We start from the raw sequence: 16,188 nt of genomic DNA, 5'->3' as shown, positions 1-16,188 counted from the left end.
ATGTGTCAACTCCTGGGAATGAACTGTAATGTCCCCACCGATATCTGTTTTTCCTTCGAGGGCTTCGCCGCCCGGGCCGGGCTGACCGACCACCACACCGACGGCTGGGGCATCGGCTTTTTTGAGGACGGCGGCTGCCGCACCTTCCTGGACTCCCTGCCCGCCAGTCAGTCGCCCATCGCCGCCCTGGTGAAACAGTATCCCATCAAATCCAGAAATGTCATTGCCCACATCCGCAAAGCCACCCACGGCCATGTCACCCTGGAGAACTGCCACCCCTTCGTGCGGGAGATGTGGGGAAAATACTGGCTCTTTGCCCATAACGGCGAACTGAACCATTTCCATCCGACCCTGGGTGGACGCTACAACCCCGTGGGCGACACCGACAGCGAGCGCGCCTTCTGCCTGATCCTGGAGCACCTGTTCCAGAGCTTTCCCCAGGGAAACCCCAACGCGGAAGCGCTGTACAGGGCCATGGCCGAAATTACCCGCCACATTGCCACCCACGGCATCTTCAATTTTCTGCTCTCCAACGGACAGTGGCTCTTTGCCCACTGCAGCACCAAACTCAACTATATTATTCGCGAGCATCCCTTCCAGTCCGCCCACCTGGTGGATCAGGACATTACCCTGGATTTCAGCCAGGTGACCACCCCCGCCGACCGGGTGACCGTCATCGCCACCACCCCACTTACCTATAACGAATCCTGGACCATGATCTGGCCCGGCGAACTGCTGCTCTTCCAGGATGGTATTCCCCGAAAATTCTGACTCCCGTGAGCTGACGCCTGCCATCACCCTGGATGGCAGAGTGCAGTATCTGGAGAACGATTCCAACATTCCCCTCTACCGCTATGAAAAAACGCTGATAACAGCTTCCCTCAACTATCGCTTCTAGGCCGTGCCACCCGATCCACCAGATAGACGATGGACTGGTAGCTGATGCCGCTGTGGCGAGCCAGGCCGATTTCGCAGGTACGGCTGTTGGAGTATCCGCTCTTACAGTCCGCGGGCAGGGCTGCCTTCAGGGGCGCCAGGGCCGAGGCGTTGAGCTCGGGGTAGTTGAACCCGCGGTCGCCGGCGAAGCCACAGCACTTGATTTCCGGGGGGGAAACCACGCTGCGGGCACAGGCGGCTGCCACGGCCTGGAATTTCGGCTGCAGGTTCATCTTGGTGGCGCTGCAGGTAATGTGAATGGCCACGGTTTCGGGCAGGGGCTCAATGTTCAGGTGCCCAAGCAGGTGGTCGTGAATGAATTCCACGGGTTCCAGCAACTTCAGTCGGGCATCCATGACCCGGCGCATGCGATAGAGGCAGGGGCTGGTGTCGCACAGCACGGGAATACGTCCACTGTCGCTGGCTGCCAGCAGGGCCTTTTCCAGCTCGCTGCTCTTGGCATCGGCCTCTTCCATGAAACCCTTGCTCTCAAAGGGAGTTCCACAACACAGAGCGTCCAGGTTTGCCGGATAAATCACCTCGTATCCCGCCTTTTCCAGCAGGCTGAGCATGGCTTCGGTCAGGCTGCGCTGGTCGAGGTCGCCGTGGGCGGGGCCCATGCTGCGGCTTACGCAGGCGGGGAAGTATACGACCTGCCTGGGCGCTTCGTCACCCATGCTCCTCCCAGACACGTTCGCTTCCTTCCCTGGCTCAAGTGTCTGCCGTTCGCCATCCTGGCTCACTCTCGGAGCATGGGTTGCTTCAACTTTTTTCGTATTGACTGGGCGAAACCAGGCCGCTTTGGGAAACCAGGGATCCCAGGCGGGAATTTTCCCACCACTGAGGCTGCGCACGGCGCGGCTTAGTCCACCCAGCAGGGATTTGCCGAGAACGCGGTGGGCAATGTGGGAGAAGCCCAGGGCCAGGGCTATGCCCTTGGTGAGGGGGGCGAAGTTGCGGGCGCACAGGCCGGCAATGCGTCTGCCCATGGTCTTGTTCTGAGTGCTGCGCAGGTTTTTCGTGTGGGAGCCGGTGTCAATGGCCACGGGGCAGGTGGTGGCACACAGTCCGTCGGCGGCGCAGGTGGCTTCGCCCATATACTGGTAGTCATCTTCCACCCGCTTCAGCAGCTCGCCGGATTGTCCGATGGCGCGCAGGCTGGTGATATAGCGCTGAGTGGTGATGCGCTGGCGCGGTGTCAGGGTCAGGTTGCGGGAGGGGCAGTTCACTTCGCAGAATCCGCACTCGATGCACTTGTCGATGATTTCATGGGTGGCGGGCAGGTGCTTGAGGTCCTTGAGGTGGGCCAGGGAGTCTTCGTTGATGATAACACCGGGGTTGAGGATACCCTGGGGGTCAAAGGTCTGCTTGATGCGCAGCATATAGCTGTATGCCTGTTTGCCCCACTCCATTTCCACAAAGGGAGCCATGTTGCGCCCGGTGCCGTGCTCGGCCTTGAGGGAGCCGCCGTACTGGCCAGTCACCGTGTTGCACACTTCCTGCATCAGGGCGTCGTACTGGCGTACCTGCTCTTCCTTGGCAAAGTCCTGGGTGAAGACAAAGTGTACGTTGCCGTCCAGGGCGTGGCCGAAGATGATGGAATCGGTGTAGCCGTATTCATCCAGCATGGCGCGCAGGCCGCTGATGGCGTCGGCCAGGTGCTCCATGGGATAGGCCACATCTTCAATGATAACGGTGGTACCCATGGTGCGCATGGCGCCCACGGCGGGAAAGAGCCCTTTGCGGATATTCCACAGCTGGGCGCACACGGCCTTGTCGGTGCTGAACTCCAGGGGGCGGGCGGTGGGAATGCCTTCCAGGGCGGCCACTGCGGCGTCAATCTTCCTATGCAGGGCGTCGTGGTTTTCGGCTTCCACTTCGATGAGCAGTCCGCACACTTCGCTGTCCAGGGTGCGCAGGTACTCGGGCATGCCCGCCTTGTCTTCGACAGATTGCAGGGACTTGCGATCCATCAGCTCCGCCGCCGAAACCAGATCGCGGTTCAGACGCATGACCGCCAGGCACGCCTGGCGGATATCGGGGAAGAGGGCCAGGGACGAGGCCTTGTGGCTGTGGTCGTGGACCGTGCGATAGGTAATACGTGCGATAAAGCCCAGGGTGCCTTCGGAGCCGATCATCAGGTGTTTGATGATATCAATGGGGTCATCAAAGTCCACGAAGGCATTGATGCCGTAACCGGTGGTGTTCTTGATCTTGAACTTGTGACGGATCAGAGCGCTGAGTTCGGCGTCTGCCCCAATGTCATCGCGCATGCTCTCCACAGCGCTGATCAGGTGGCCATGGCTCAGGCGAAAGGCCGCCACGGAATCGGGATCGGCCGTATCCAGCACGGTGCCATCGTGGAAGATGATGGTCATGTCCTGCACGGTCTTGTAGCTGTTGTCAGCCGTGCCGCAGCACATGCCGCTGGCGTTGTTGGCGGCAATACCGCCGATCATGGCGTGGTTGATGGAGGCGGGATCGGGGCCGATTTTGCGGCTGAAGGGTTTGAGGACACGGTTGGCCTCGGCGCCAATGACCGCCGGCCCCATGGTGATGGCGCAGCCATGGGCGTCCACATCACAGTGGGACCATCCCTCGGCGAGCATGACCAGTATGGAATCGGAGATGGCCTGGCCCGAAAGGCTGGTACCCGCCGCGCGGAACGTCAGGGCAATGTTCAGACGGGAAGCCACCTGCAGCAGGACAACCACCTGCTCGTTGCAGCCGGCCTTCACCACCAGTTTGGGAATCAGGCGGTAGAAGCTGGCATCAGTGCCATAGGCCAGAGTGCGCAAGGGGTCAGCGATAATGTCCTGGGGAGCAAAATGGGGGGCGATCTCCCGATAGAACTCCTGATAGGTGGAGGGGAGTTTGGCGATATCGCCTGGTCTCACCGAAAGGTTCATGTCATTTCCTTATTGTATGTAATGTGTTAGCTGGTCAGCAACGGTTTGGTCACGGTGGCGGAAGTCAGGAGCGCCTGCGGTTCAAAACCCACAATAAAGGCACCCCAGTGGCGATTCTCAAGGAAAATCGGTATGGAAAGATCATTGAGAATTTCCCCGGTATCCCTGAGATAGGTCTGCAGCAAAAAGGGTTCCTGGTGGCTGGCGCGACGACGTTCGGTCGGCGTGTTATTGTAGATGCGCATATGGCGACTGTACTGAATATCCCTTTCCCGATCACCGCTTGGCGGCAAAGAGACGTTGCTGTGGTGGGTGGGCAGATAGCCGTTGGCATCAATGCACAGAGCGTAACAGCAGCCGGGAATGGCGGCGCGGGCTTCGTCAAACAACCCCTGCAGGCGGGCCAGAAACACATCGGTGTACGAGGTGCGGTACTTCTGGGGATTGGTGCCGGAAACCGGGGCATAGGTGTGGTCGAAAAGGTTGGCACCACTCTCCAGGAGATCCGTCATGATAGCGTGTGCCTCCTGGTGATAGAGGTGCGTGACCTGCAGGATTTCCTCAAACACCCCCTGCCCCAGGTGAAAACTCAGCACATCGGCCTGCATGCTTTCGGTGATAGCCGAAAGCGCATCCAGACAGATGCCGGCGTCTTCCATCTGCTCCTTCACGCTGCTGCTCAGGGCACTGATGTCGGCCACCTGGCGACGAACTTCGCCGTTGGTGGTGGAAAGCTCTTCAATGGCAGAGGCTATCATCATAAGCTGGGTATTGGTTTGCTCAAAATCCTGCACCATATGGCGAAATTCCCCGGCCGTCTTTTCCACCACGACACTGGCCGCTCCCATCTGGGTGCGAATGCCGGAGGTCTCCTCTGCGGTGCGCTGTACCAGTGCATTCATATTCTGGATGTTCGCGGAAATTTCACTCGTGGCCTCACGGACCTTCTCGGCCAGCTTGCGCACTTCATCAGCCACCACGGCGAAACCGCGCCCGTTGTCACCAGCGCGGGCGGCCTCGATGGCAGCATTGAGTGCCAGCAGGTTGGTCTGTTCGGAAACATCGTTGATGATCAGGGCGATGTTATTGATGGTGCGGGAGTTCTCCCCCAGGCGATCCACCGTCCGACCGAACTCGTTGAGCATGGACGACACCCGGGCAATACCGTGGGATACTTCGGAAAGTTCATCCAGGGAGCTGCGGGCGCTCTCCAGGTTGCGGCTGGTTGACTGGGAAATTCCCTGCACGCTGCTGGAGATGTCCTCAATGGCGCGGACGCTTTCGTCACTGGCGATCAGGACTCCCCTGACATACTCTTCCTGGTGCTGGGTGTTCTGGATAGTCCTGCCCATATTCCACACCACTTTCATGGTCTCCATTGCCGTTCTGACACCCTGCTCCCGCAAAGAACCGATCATCGCGCGCAGCATGGTCATGAAGCCATTATACCCGGTGCCCATGGTACGGATTTCATCCACCGTGTAGGGAACGATATCCCGGGACAGGTCACGACGCTCCGTGGACTCACGGAAACTGCGGGTCATTCCGATGATGGGACGACGTATCAGGTAGCGCAGGAAAAGAGCGGCCCCCGCCATGGCCAGCACACTGACCAGAGTCAACACGGCTCCCCGGATAAACAGATCGCCCACCAGAGAGCTCACCTGCTGCCCGACTTCCGGAGCGCCCCCTGGCGCGGTCACCACCGCTGCCTCGATGGCGCCAAGCCCGCGGGTGTAGACGACAAAGGTCAGCACCTGCAGAATCAGCAGTACGCTGAGATTTCCGACGATCTTACGGGTTAACGTGGAGAAAAATCGCTTTTCGAGCCACTGGTAGAATACCTGAGCCATGCGCGTCATGGGGCTGCCCTCAGGGGCCACCTAGCCCCTGCTCTCCAGATTTTCCAGGAAGGTGCTCAGGTGCACCACCTGCATGTCCATCTCCTGTTTGGCGGCACCACCCCCGATCTGCATGACGCAGCCGGGGCAGTCGGTTATGAGGGTGGAGGCACCAGTGGCAGCGGCGTGCTCCAGTTTTTTGCCCAGGATTCCAGCGGAAACCTGCGGGTAGTCTACCGAGTAAGAGCCGGCAAAGCCACAGCAGACATCGGCGTGTTCCATGGGGGCGAACTGTTCACCCAGCAGGGACTTCAGCAGGTCGGCAGCGCTGGAGCCCATGCCGCGACCCATGTGGCAGGGGACATGGTAGGTGACTTTCTGGTGGCCGCCTGACTGGAACTGCAGTCCGGCCTTTTCCACAAAGGAGGCCAGGGTCATGGTCTTGGCGGCAACGCGCTGGCTGAGTTCTTCGTGCTGCCCGGCGGCGGCGTAGTGGGGAAACTCATGTTGCATGGCTGAGCCGCAGCTGGGGCAGAGCACCAGGATGGCTTCGTAGTCATCGGGATTGCGGAAGTGATCCAGGCACTGGTCCACGGTTTTCCCGGCGCTTTGTGCATCGCCGCCGAAGTGGGCTGGCAGGCCACAGCAGACGGCCTTGTCGGGGTAATCCACCTGATAGCCCGCCTTTTCCAGCAGGTTCACCAGAGCGGTTCCCATCTGGGGATAGAAATATTCCACGGCGCAGCCGGGGTAGAAGAAAACCTTCTTGGTGGATATTTTCGTTGGATGCTGCTTCATGCGATCGCTGAAGGTGGCGGATTCAAAGCGCGGCAACTTGCGGAAGTTGTGGCTGCCGGGCAGGGGCAGGTTCATGAGTCCACTGTGCTTGTCCACCAAGGGCTTCTGCGCAAAGGAAGCGGTTTTCATGGCAGCGCGGAACAGGGAGGGGTTGGCCAGCATGCCGCCGTAGATGGCGCGCTTGAGCAGAGGTACGCCGTGTTCCTTGCCATATCGCAAGCGAAGATGAGCGATAATGGCATGCAGATCGATGCCGGCGGGGCAATTGGCGCTGCAGGCCATGCAGGAAGAACACAGCTTCTGCAGGGCATTGGCCAGCTTGGCGTCGCCGAACATGGAGGTGTAGATCAGGCCGATGGCACCAATATACACGTCACCAAAGACATGGCCGCCCAGCAGCTCATAGACGGGGCAGACGTTGGCACAGCTGCCACAGCGGATACAGCCCAGGGCCTGGTTGACGTCCTGATCATTCTTGTATTTCAGGCGGCCATTATCCAGGAAAACGTAGTGCATCTGCTTGGCCTCACCGGCAGGAGTAACTTCCTGCCCCTGAATCCAGGTGACGTAGGTGCTGATGGTCTGCCCAGTGGCCGACTTGGGCAGCATGCGGATAACCTTGAGGGCATCGGTGAAGCTGGGGACCAGCTTTTCGTAGCCCAGCAGGACGATGTGCACCGGGGGCAGGGTGGTGGTCAGGCGGGCGTTGCCCTCGTTGGTGACAATGCCGATGGCGCCGCTGTCAGCGACGGCCACATTGGCACCGGTGATGCCCGCTCCGGCTTCAAAATAGGATGGGCGCAGGTGGTGACGAACAAACTCCACCATGGCGGGGATATCTTCGCTGAGACCTGCCTGCAGGCCATCGTTGAAAATATCACGGGCCTGGCCACGGGTCATGTGGATGGCCGGCATGACCATGTGGGAGGGATGCTGTTTGCCCACCTGCAGCAGGTATTCGCCCAGATCGGTCTCCACCACCTCCACACCCTCTTTTTCCAGGGCGCTGTTGAGGTGGGTCTCTTCACTGGTCATGGACTTGGATTTCACCGCCATGGTGGCACCAGCCTGCTGGCAGATTGTGGCAATGATGCGGTTGGCTTCTTCAGCAGTGGCTGCCTGGTGGACCATGGCCCCACCAGCTTCGGCGTTCTGTTTGAATTGCTGAAAGAGGGTGTCGATGTTGTGGCAGGAGTTCTGCTTTACCGCTGACAGCTCAGTACGCAGGGCGGCAAAGTCATGGGCGCTGTACGCCTTGTCACGGGAGATGCGATAGTTGCGCCCGAAATTTCGCAGCGCCTGGTAGAGAACCTTGTCGTCAATTTTTTCTCGGATCTGCTGGGGGATATTTCTCTTCATGGTTTCCTACCTGTCTTCCAGAATCAGGGCATGCATGTAGCGCGGCCCATGCACGCCGATGGTCAGTTCCCGCTCGATATCGGCGGTACGGCTGGCACCGGAGATAAAGGCCACAAAGCCCGCTTCGGCACCGGAGAGTTTCTCTTCCATATAGGCAGCCACGTCTTCCAGCTTTTCCACCAGGCGTGAGCGCTCCAGGATCACCACCAGGGTTTCGGCCATACAACTGGCCAGGCGAACTTCCGGATTACGCTGGTTGATGACAAAAGTACCGGTTTCACCGATAGCCCAGTCGGCTTCGAGAATACATACAGGGATACCGGCACGATCCACTGGGGTGGAGACTTCCGGTATCTCAAAGCGAGGGGCGCAGACCACACCCCCTTCCTGCAGAAAGGATTCTATGGATGATGTCAGCTCTGCCGCCGGGATAACCCGGGTCTGCATGGCAGCCACTGCACAGTGCTGGAGAAATTTTTCAAGCATAGGGCACCGCCGTTTCAATTGGTAATACCAACATGATATACCCCATGATTATTTTGTCAACACCGTTCGATGAACACCCCAACAGTTCAGCCGAACCGCACAGAATAGCCGCTAACTACAATGCAGGCACCACATTCTCCAATATGAAAAAATAGAACCAATTTTTATTTTGCAAAAAAGTTTCTTGACATCGCCACGGCAATTCCCTATTTTTCCCATCAACAACCTATTGGTATTACCAATTTAAGCCGGGCAAACGCCCGCGGACAAGGAAAGAGCCCATGAACCAGACTCTATTGTCACTCCTCGCTTTCACCCCACTCATTTTAGCCGCTGTGCTGCTGGTGGGACTGAACTGGCCGGCACGCCGCGCCATGCCCGTCGTCTTCCTCACCACTGCAGCCATTGGTCTGACCGCCTGGGAGATGAGTTTCACCCGCATTGTCGCCTCTTCCCTCCAAGGTCTGATCCTGACCGCCTCAGTTCTGTGGATCATTTTCGGCGCCATCCTGCTGCTGAACACCATGAAACACTCCGGAGCCGTCACGGCCATCCGGGGCGGATTCTCCAGCGTCAGTGCCGACCGCCGAGTTCAGGTCATTATTGTCGCCTGGCTCTTCGGCTGTTTCATTGAAGGCGCCTCCGGCTTCGGCACTCCCGCCGCCATCGCGGCGCCCCTGCTGGTGGCCATTGGCTTCCCCGCCCTCGCAGCCGTCACCATGGGCATGATGATCCAGTCCACCCCCGTCTCCTTTGGTGCCGTGGGAACACCGATCGTCATTGGCGTCAGTGCTGGCCTTGACCGCGAAGGCATCAGCGCCACCCTGATCGAAAATCAGTCCAGCTGGGAAGTCTTCTACCAGCTCATCACCTCCCAGGTCGCCATCACTCACGCCATCGTGGGCCTGTTCATGCCCCTGCTCATGTGCATCATGCTCACCCGCTTCTTCGGCAAGAACAAGTCCTGGACCGAAGGGCTTTCCATCGCACCCTTTGCCATCTTTGCCGGACTCGCCTTTGTGCTGCCCTACGCCGCTGCCGGCGTCTTCCTCGGACCAGAGTTCCCCTCCCTGATCGGCGCCCTGGTAGGCCTGGCTGTGGTTGTTCCCGCCGCCAAAGCCGGATTCCTGGTGCCCAAGAAGTCATGGGATTTTGCCGCCCCCAAAGAGTGGCCCGTTGACTGGATGGGCAGCATTGAAATCAAGCTGGACGCCCTGGCTGGACGCGCCCCCATGTCCGGAGTCATGGCCTGGACTCCTTACCTGCTGCTGGCGCTTATCCTGGTGATCTCCCGCGTGGTGCCTGAAGTCAAGTCATTCTTCACAAGCTTCCTGAGCTTTGGCTGGTCCAATATTCTGGGCGAAGCGGGTGTCTCCGGTAGCATTCAGCCCCTCTACCTGCCTGGTGGTATCATGGTGATGGTGGTGTTCATCACCTACTTCCTGCACCGCATGAGCTTCAAGGAGATGAAGGCAGCCGTGGGCGAGTCCTCCCGCACGCTGCTGGGCGCAGGTTTCGTGCTCATCTTCACCATACCCATGGTGCGCATCCTCATAAACTCCGGCGTCAATGCAGCCGACCTGCCCTCCATGCCCATTGCCATGGCCCAGCTGGTGGCTAACTCCGTGGGCAATATCTATCCCTTCTTCGCCCCTGCTGTCGGTGGCCTGGGAGCCTTTATTGCCGGCTCCAACACCGTATCCAACCTGATGCTGGTGCAATTCCAGTTCAGTGTCGGTGAATTGCTGGGTATCTCTGGCGCGCTGCTGGTCGCCATGCAGGCCGTAGGCGCTGCCGCCGGAAACATGATCGCCATCCACAATGTGGTTGCCGCTTCCGCCACCGTTGGCCTGCTGGGCCGCGAAGGGCGCACCCTGCGCATGACCGCCATACCCACACTCTATTACCTGGTCTTTGCCGGCATTATCGCCCTGATTGCCGTCTTCGTGCTGGGGGTAGCCGATCCGCTGATGGGCTAAAAACTACCAAAAACAACCCACCCACCACCCGGGCCCGGTAAGCAGCAGTGTCGCTTGCCGGGCCCGAAAAGCATCGGCAAATTGCTTGACAGCCCACGGCTCCAGGTCTAATCTTTGAGGATTCCTCTCTCTACATGCACTGAATACCCACGCGGGAACTGTCTTCGGAGCCACCAATGAGCCAGACCATGGAAATGTTTGAAAAAATCAAACCAAAGCGCATCAGCGACGAAATATACAAGCAGATAAAAGAACTTATTCTGTCAGGCAAGCTGCAGCCGGGACAAAAGCTGCCACCGGAACGGGAGCTGGCTGCCAATATGGGGGTCAGCCGCCCCAGCCTGCGCGAAGCCATTCATCGCCTGGAGGCCCAGGGGTTTGTTTACAATGTTCAGGGCAGTGGCACTTTTGTGCGCTCCATGACACAAAATTCCATGGGTATCGCCATTGATGAGTTTTTCAAGCGTGACGAATCCATATTTGATGCGGTGGAAATGCGTAAAGTGCTGGAAACCTGGGCCGCCCGCATTGCCGCTGAACGGGCAACCGATGAGGAAATAGCGCAGATGGAGGAGTATCTCGAGGAGATGCGCATCGCCTGCGAGCAAACCCAGGTAGGCCACGAGCCGGATGCCAGCTTTCACTCCACCATCAGCCACGCCACCCACAATGTACTGCTGGTACATATTATGAACACCATCCACCACTGGGTGGAACAGGTCTCCTTTGAGGTACGCTCCCGGATGTTTCAGGATCCGAACCATCACAATCTACTCTACCGTCAACACCGTGCCGTCTTCGAAGCCATACGGGATCGCGACCCGGAACGAGCCACGTTGGCCATGCTGGACCATATGAAGTACATTGAGGATCAAACCCGCAAAATATTTTCCCCCAAAGAGTGACGACATCTCCTCCTGAGGACGAGAAAGAACTGCGACATGAGGCAGCTTGCTCAGATACCTCAAAACAAGCAGGCAATTGAAAACACTCAGGTCGCCAAAATGAAGCATTGCTCGCGCAGTGTCCAGCAAGCAGCGCCCCATACAGGAATTTTTCAGCACCCCGTAGCACACGCAAAAAAAGCCCTGACTCCGGAGAGTCAGGGCTTTCATGATTTCAGGAAAATTTTCCTCAGAAACCTTTGGGGCGAGCTTCGTTGACGCGCAGATTGCGGCCACCCAGCTCATAGCCGTTGAGAGCTTCAACTGCAGCAGCACAATCCTTCTCATCCATTTCAACAAAACCAAAACCACGCAGGCGGCCAGTTTCACGGTCAGAGATAAGTTTTACGGAGTACACGTCACCGTATTGTGCAAAGAGGTTTCCGAGTTCGTCTTCGGTAGTGGTGAAAGGCAGATTTCCAGCATAGATAGATTTCACAGACATTCTGAATCCTTGGGAGTAGTATCGCCGGGGCGACAGGTGGGAAAGAAAAAAAGCACCGGCCCAACAGCTGAGCCAGTGCCTTGAGGTTACGGAGAAGTGTTGCTCAGAAGCCTTTAGGGCGAGCTTCGTTGACGCGCAGCTTGCGGCCACCGAATTCGAAACCGTTGAGAGCTTCAACTGCCGCTTCGCAGTCTTTCTCTTCCATTTCAACGAAACCAAAGCCGCGCAGTCTGCCAGTTTCACGGTCAGAGATGAGTTTTACAGAGTAAACATCTCCGTATTGAGCAAAGAGGTTTCCGAGTTCGTCTTCAGTCGTCGTGAAAGGCAAGTTACCGGCATAGATAGATTTCATCATTCAATAGATCCTTAAAAAGTGTAATCGTTGGTGTTCACGATACAAGAAAGGCAAAAAGACTTGTCCTGCGAGCGGAAAAACAACATGGGTACATCTTGTAACAGAAAGAATGTCAGCTGTCACCAAAAAACCGTAATCCATGCAAATATTTTCCTGGCAGCGTCTTTCCAGGGAGCTCTCTTGAATTCCCACGGGTTTGCCGCTATGATCTGCGGCTATCACAGAACCTTGCCTGAGCACTTGGAATACTTTACATCAGGCAGGCCGTTGAAAACCCACAGATGCAGGCGCACGCCAGGCTTGGTGCGAAGTGCACGCAAAGTGCGCTGCTGCGCGTGAGCGTCCGGCGGACAGCACCGTAAATGGTTTCAGCAGCCTGTTGACAGGACGCCCGATGCTGCACGACTATCATGTCCACCTCGAAAGTGGCCCCTACACGGCACAGTGGATCCGCCAGTACTACGACACTGCCATGGAACGCGGCTTGAGCGAACTGGGTTTCAGCGAGCACGCCTACCGATTCAGCCAGGCCAGCAGCCTGCTGGAAACCTCCTGGGCGGACGCAGCCTTTCACTACGATGTTCACGAGTACGTACATGCCGTTGAGCAGGCCCGCCAGCAGGGCATGGCAGTGAAAACCGGAATAGAGATGGACTATATCCCTTCCCGCGAAGCGGGTATACGCGCCTTCCTGGAATCAGTCCACTGGGATTATATCATCGGCAGTGTCCACTGGATCGGCGACTGGGGATTCGACCTGCCTCGTTTTGCCCATGAGTGGAAAGAACGCGATGTGGTGGATGTCTACTACAGTTACTATGAAATTCTGCAGATGGCCATCCGCAGCCAGCTTTTTGATATCATCGGCCACTTCGACCTGATCAAGGTATTCGGCTACCGGCCACCCCGCAATGTCATCATGACAGCGGTATACGAGAGTACGATACGCCTGATGAAAGACTATGACATGGTACTGGAAATCAATACCGCCGGCCTGTACAAGCCTGCCGGGCAGATCTATCCCGCGCCGGAGATCCTGCAGATGGCCGGGAAGTACAGGCTGCCGGTCATTATCACCAGTGATGCCCACTGCCCCGAGCATGTGGGTCGCGATTTCCCCCTGGCACAGCGGATGGCCCGCGAAGCGGACATCACCACCCTGGTACGTTTTGAGAAAAGGAAACGACAGTATGTCCCACTTCTGGCATAAGCCTCTGGAAGGTCTGATTTTTGATGTGGATGGAACCCTGCTGGACAGCCGGGATGTCATCGTCTACTCCCTGGTGGACACCGCCCGCCAGCTGCTGAACCTGGAGCTGGATCCCGATGAGCTTGACTGGGTCATGGGCAGTCCAGGAGCCGTTACCCTGAAAAAACTGGGATACCACGACCCCCAGCACGGTATACGCCAGTGGTACGAAAATTACGCGAACCATGAAGAGAAGCTGGGGTTTTACGATGGAATGGAAGAGGTGCTGGTGCGGCTTCGGCAGCGTTATGGGCGCATGGGTGTTGTTACCAACAATCTGCGTTTCAAGTACAAGCTCATGGAAAACCGCTTTGACCTTGACCGCTTTTTCGACCCGGCTATCTGTGTCGATGATATTGCCCGGCCAAAGCCCTATCCGGACCCCATGCTGGAAGTGTGCCGCCAATGGAGTATCTCACCGCGCAAAGCCGTGTATATCGGCGATTCCGAAAATGATCTGCACAGTGCTCACAGCGCCGGTGCCGAATTCATCTGCGCTGGCTGGGGTGCCTATGACAGGGCCTTTTTTCAGAAAAAAGGGGTTCCCATCCTGGAAACCCCTGAAGAATTATTACATCTGCTACCCTGAGTGGGATTGAAAGAAGCGCTCAGTCCTTGACCGGCTTCATCTTGCTGACCCGCTGTTCAAAGGCGCGGTTCAGGACACCGTACTGATCACCGGGCAGGTTCTCCTTGGCCAGCTCCAGCAGGACATCGCGCTCTCGCTGGAACCGCTGAATCTTCTCCTCCTGACGGGAGAAGTCCAGATCCACCTGACCACTGAGCTTGTTGGCATAGTCCACCGCTTCGTTGCGCTCCTGCAGATAGCGATTTCGATCGTCTCGCAACTGGGCAATGCGCTTGTCCTTGAGATGGATGACAATGACGGCAAAGGCCATCATCAGCACAAAGAGTATATAGCCACCAAGCTCAAAAAGTCCCATGATACGCCCTCCGGAAAGCTTTGGTCACAGAATCTTAGCGGATTATACACGGCCGGGGAAGCTCAGGCAAAAGAAAGTTCCCAGCGGGCCTTTCGCCTATCCACCCGGGCGGCCAGCTCCCGCAACGCTGTGCGCAGACCTTCCTCCACCACAGGATGGTAAAAGGGCAGACGAATCATCTCAAACACGTCCAGCCCACGCTCCATAGCCCAGGCCAGCTCATGGGCGATGTGCTCTCCAGCCGGGCCCATCATTTCCGCTCCCAGCAGCGCACCGCTGTCACGGTGCCCATAAACGCGCAGCAACCCACAATTTCTACCCATAACCAGACTGCGCCCCTGTCCTTCAAAACTCACCTGCCCCACCTCGAAAGGGGTACCAGCATCACGCAGCTGCTGGTACGTCTGCCCCACCTGCATCACATTGGGATCGGTAAAGACCACCAGCAAAGGCGTCTTGCGCCGGAAACGCTGCACGGAATTCACGGCATTGTAACCGGCAATGCGCCCTTCATCGGAGGCTTCGTGGAGCACCGGCAGGCTGCCCGTCACATCGCCGGCGATAAACAGTGGCAGATCACCCACCTGCATGGTCTGGGGGTCAAACAGGGGAATGCCATGTTCGTCACGGGGGATATCCAGCGGCTCCAGTCCCAGATCATCAAGGTTCGGGCGACGCCCCTGTGCCGCCAGGATACCATCGACCTCCACCGAGCCTTCCGGCCAGACGATACGCACCTTTGAAGCTCCCGCGATGGGTTCAACCCGGATATCGCGCGAGAAGCGCAGTGGAAATTCCCTGCTGTAGGCTGTTACAGCAGAGGTGTTCAGTTCGGGATCCGTGATGCCGGCTACCCGTCCAGAGCGTCCGAAGGCAGTAACTTCAACTCCCATGCGTGCCAGTGCCTGGCCAAGCTCCAGACCAATAACACCGGTTCCCATGACCGCCAGGGAGGCGGGAAAGTCTTCCTGCTCAAAAAGGGTATCGCTGGTATAGACCGGCACTGGCAAGCGCTCCCAGCCCTCGGGGACAAAGGGGCGTGATCCGGTGGCAAGAATGACTTTGCCGGCTTTGATCTTCTGTCCGTCTACGTCCAGGATATTCATCCCGCAAAATCGGGCCTTACCGCGAATATAGCGATCCCCCGCCCGTGCCACCGTACCGCCCATGACACTGGCCACAAAACGGTCACGCATTTTGCGCACATGGGCCATGGCAGCAGGAATATCCAGACGCAGGTGCTCAGCACCCATGATGCCCTCGGTGGCCAGGTATTCGCGCCGGTGGAAATCTTCGGCAACCTGAATCATCACCTTGGAGGGCATGCAGCCGACACGGGCACAGGTCGTGCCCCCCACACCGGCTTCTATGATCACCACATTCTCCGTGACCCGATTGACCTCGCTGAAAGCCGTCAATCCGGCAGATCCGGCTCCGATAATGGCTACATCAACTTCACGCATGGCCTCTTCCCTCCCTTTCCGTTGCTGGTTCGCCCAGCGGGTGATTAAACATGACAAACTTACTCAAGTTTCGCATCTTGCTGCCTTGGACTAAGGCATTATTATCCTAGCCTTTACATCACTAAAACCGTATTGATTTTAATTACTTGAATCATCTGGTATTCCTCTTTCTGTTTCCAGATATTACCCTTTTTGCGCGGTCAAAAAGGGTACAAAAACGCGCCCCCCGAACGCCCGTTCTTCCGGTTCGCCTGCTCGCCTGTCCTGGAGATCCGGCAGCAGGCTGCTCAAAGAGCCCCATCTGCTGCGTTGCCTGACCCCTGCTTCCCTGCAGTGCTGCCGGACCACCTGCTTCCTGCAGGTGTCCCGTTCGGGTCTTGCCTGCATAACGCGATGGATCCGCAGGGTTGCCGCCACGAGGGCGGCAACCGCAAACCAAAAGCCACGGAGGGCGGTTGTTTGCGGTCCCCAGTTCCAGGC

The 16,188-nt window shown here is 57.7% G+C and carries 14 protein-coding genes; 6 read left to right on the top strand and 8 right to left on the bottom strand.

The window, feature by feature from the left end; all coding sequences use genetic code 11:
• Entirely contained in the window at window positions 1–771 is a 771-nt protein-coding gene (locus SELIN_RS00615) for a class II glutamine amidotransferase (protein ID WP_013504770.1), read from the top strand.
• The gene (locus SELIN_RS15045; protein WP_156787996.1) at window positions 749–898 is read left to right on the top strand and encodes a hypothetical protein; all 150 of its coding nucleotides are present in this window, start codon (window positions 749–751) and stop codon (window positions 896–898) included. The genes SELIN_RS00615 and SELIN_RS15045 overlap by 23 nt, the downstream gene beginning before the upstream one ends.
• Here SELIN_RS15045 and SELIN_RS00610 read toward each other — a convergent pair.
• Genes SELIN_RS00610 through SELIN_RS00595 form a run of 4 tightly spaced genes read right to left on the bottom strand, consistent with a single transcriptional unit; the run spans window position 882 to window position 8,329 of the window.
• Window positions 882–3,845, bottom strand: coding sequence for an FAD-binding and (Fe-S)-binding domain-containing protein (locus SELIN_RS00610; protein ID WP_013504769.1), 2,964 nt, complete (start codon window positions 3,843–3,845; stop codon window positions 882–884). The genes SELIN_RS15045 and SELIN_RS00610 overlap by 17 nt on opposite strands.
• 26 nt (window positions 3,846–3,871) lie before the next feature.
• The gene (locus SELIN_RS00605; protein ID WP_049871061.1) at window positions 3,872–5,728 is read right to left on the bottom strand and encodes a methyl-accepting chemotaxis protein; all 1,857 of its coding nucleotides are present in this window, start codon (window positions 5,726–5,728) and stop codon (window positions 3,872–3,874) included.
• Window positions 5,729–7,843, bottom strand: coding sequence for an L-lactate dehydrogenase (quinone) large subunit LdhH (ldhH, locus tag SELIN_RS00600; protein ID WP_013504767.1), 2,115 nt, complete (start codon window positions 7,841–7,843; stop codon window positions 5,729–5,731).
• A gap of 6 nt (window positions 7,844–7,849) precedes the next feature.
• Complete coding sequence (locus SELIN_RS00595; RefSeq protein ID WP_013504766.1) at window positions 7,850–8,329, bottom strand: LutC/YkgG family protein; 480 nt, start codon at window positions 8,327–8,329, stop codon at window positions 7,850–7,852.
• Window positions 8,330–8,610: 281 nt separating this feature from the next.
• Between SELIN_RS00595 and SELIN_RS00590 the strand changes: the two genes are divergently transcribed.
• The gene (locus SELIN_RS00590; protein WP_013504765.1) at window positions 8,611–10,308 is read left to right on the top strand and encodes an L-lactate permease; all 1,698 of its coding nucleotides are present in this window, start codon (window positions 8,611–8,613) and stop codon (window positions 10,306–10,308) included.
• 176 nt (window positions 10,309–10,484) lie between these two features.
• Window positions 10,485–11,213 carry a FadR/GntR family transcriptional regulator gene (locus tag SELIN_RS00585; RefSeq protein ID WP_013504764.1) on the top strand — a complete coding sequence of 243 codons (729 nt, stop codon included), beginning with the start codon at window positions 10,485–10,487 and terminating at the stop codon, window positions 11,211–11,213.
• Window positions 11,214–11,442: 229 nt separating this feature from the next.
• Here the strand turns inward: SELIN_RS00585 and SELIN_RS00580 are convergent, their stop codons facing one another.
• Both SELIN_RS00580 and SELIN_RS00575 read right to left on the bottom strand, forming a co-directional pair.
• Window positions 11,443–11,697 carry an RNA recognition motif domain-containing protein gene (locus tag SELIN_RS00580; protein ID WP_013504763.1) on the bottom strand — a complete coding sequence of 85 codons (255 nt, stop codon included), beginning with the start codon at window positions 11,695–11,697 and terminating at the stop codon, window positions 11,443–11,445.
• 103 nt (window positions 11,698–11,800) lie between these two features.
• Entirely contained in the window at window positions 11,801–12,052 is a 252-nt protein-coding gene (locus SELIN_RS00575; RefSeq protein ID WP_013504762.1) for an RNA recognition motif domain-containing protein, read from the bottom strand.
• A 394-nt stretch (window positions 12,053–12,446) separates the two neighbouring features.
• Between SELIN_RS00575 and SELIN_RS00570 the strand changes: the two genes are divergently transcribed.
• On the top strand, window positions 12,447–13,262 hold the full coding sequence (locus SELIN_RS00570; protein ID WP_013504761.1) for a histidinol-phosphatase: 816 nt from the start codon (window positions 12,447–12,449) through the stop codon (window positions 13,260–13,262).
• The gene (locus SELIN_RS00565; RefSeq protein ID WP_013504760.1) at window positions 13,243–13,890 is read left to right on the top strand and encodes an HAD family hydrolase; all 648 of its coding nucleotides are present in this window, start codon (window positions 13,243–13,245) and stop codon (window positions 13,888–13,890) included. The genes SELIN_RS00570 and SELIN_RS00565 overlap by 20 nt, the downstream gene beginning before the upstream one ends.
• A gap of 19 nt (window positions 13,891–13,909) precedes the next feature.
• Here the strand turns inward: SELIN_RS00565 and SELIN_RS00560 are convergent, their stop codons facing one another.
• On the bottom strand, window positions 13,910–14,245 hold the full coding sequence (locus SELIN_RS00560; protein ID WP_013504759.1) for a hypothetical protein: 336 nt from the start codon (window positions 14,243–14,245) through the stop codon (window positions 13,910–13,912).
• 62 nt (window positions 14,246–14,307) lie between these two features.
• A complete protein-coding gene (locus SELIN_RS00555; RefSeq protein ID WP_013504758.1) occupies window positions 14,308–15,708 on the bottom strand; it encodes a dihydrolipoyl dehydrogenase in 1,401 nt (466 codons plus the stop codon).
• Window positions 15,709–16,188: the final 480 nt, after the last annotated feature.

The organism is Desulfurispirillum indicum S5, assembly GCF_000177635.2.
GTDB lineage: Bacteria > Chrysiogenota > Chrysiogenetes > Chrysiogenales > Chrysiogenaceae > Desulfurispirillum > Desulfurispirillum indicum.
Note: the sequence above shows the minus strand (reverse complement) of the source record. Positions and strands in the feature narration are given on the sequence as shown.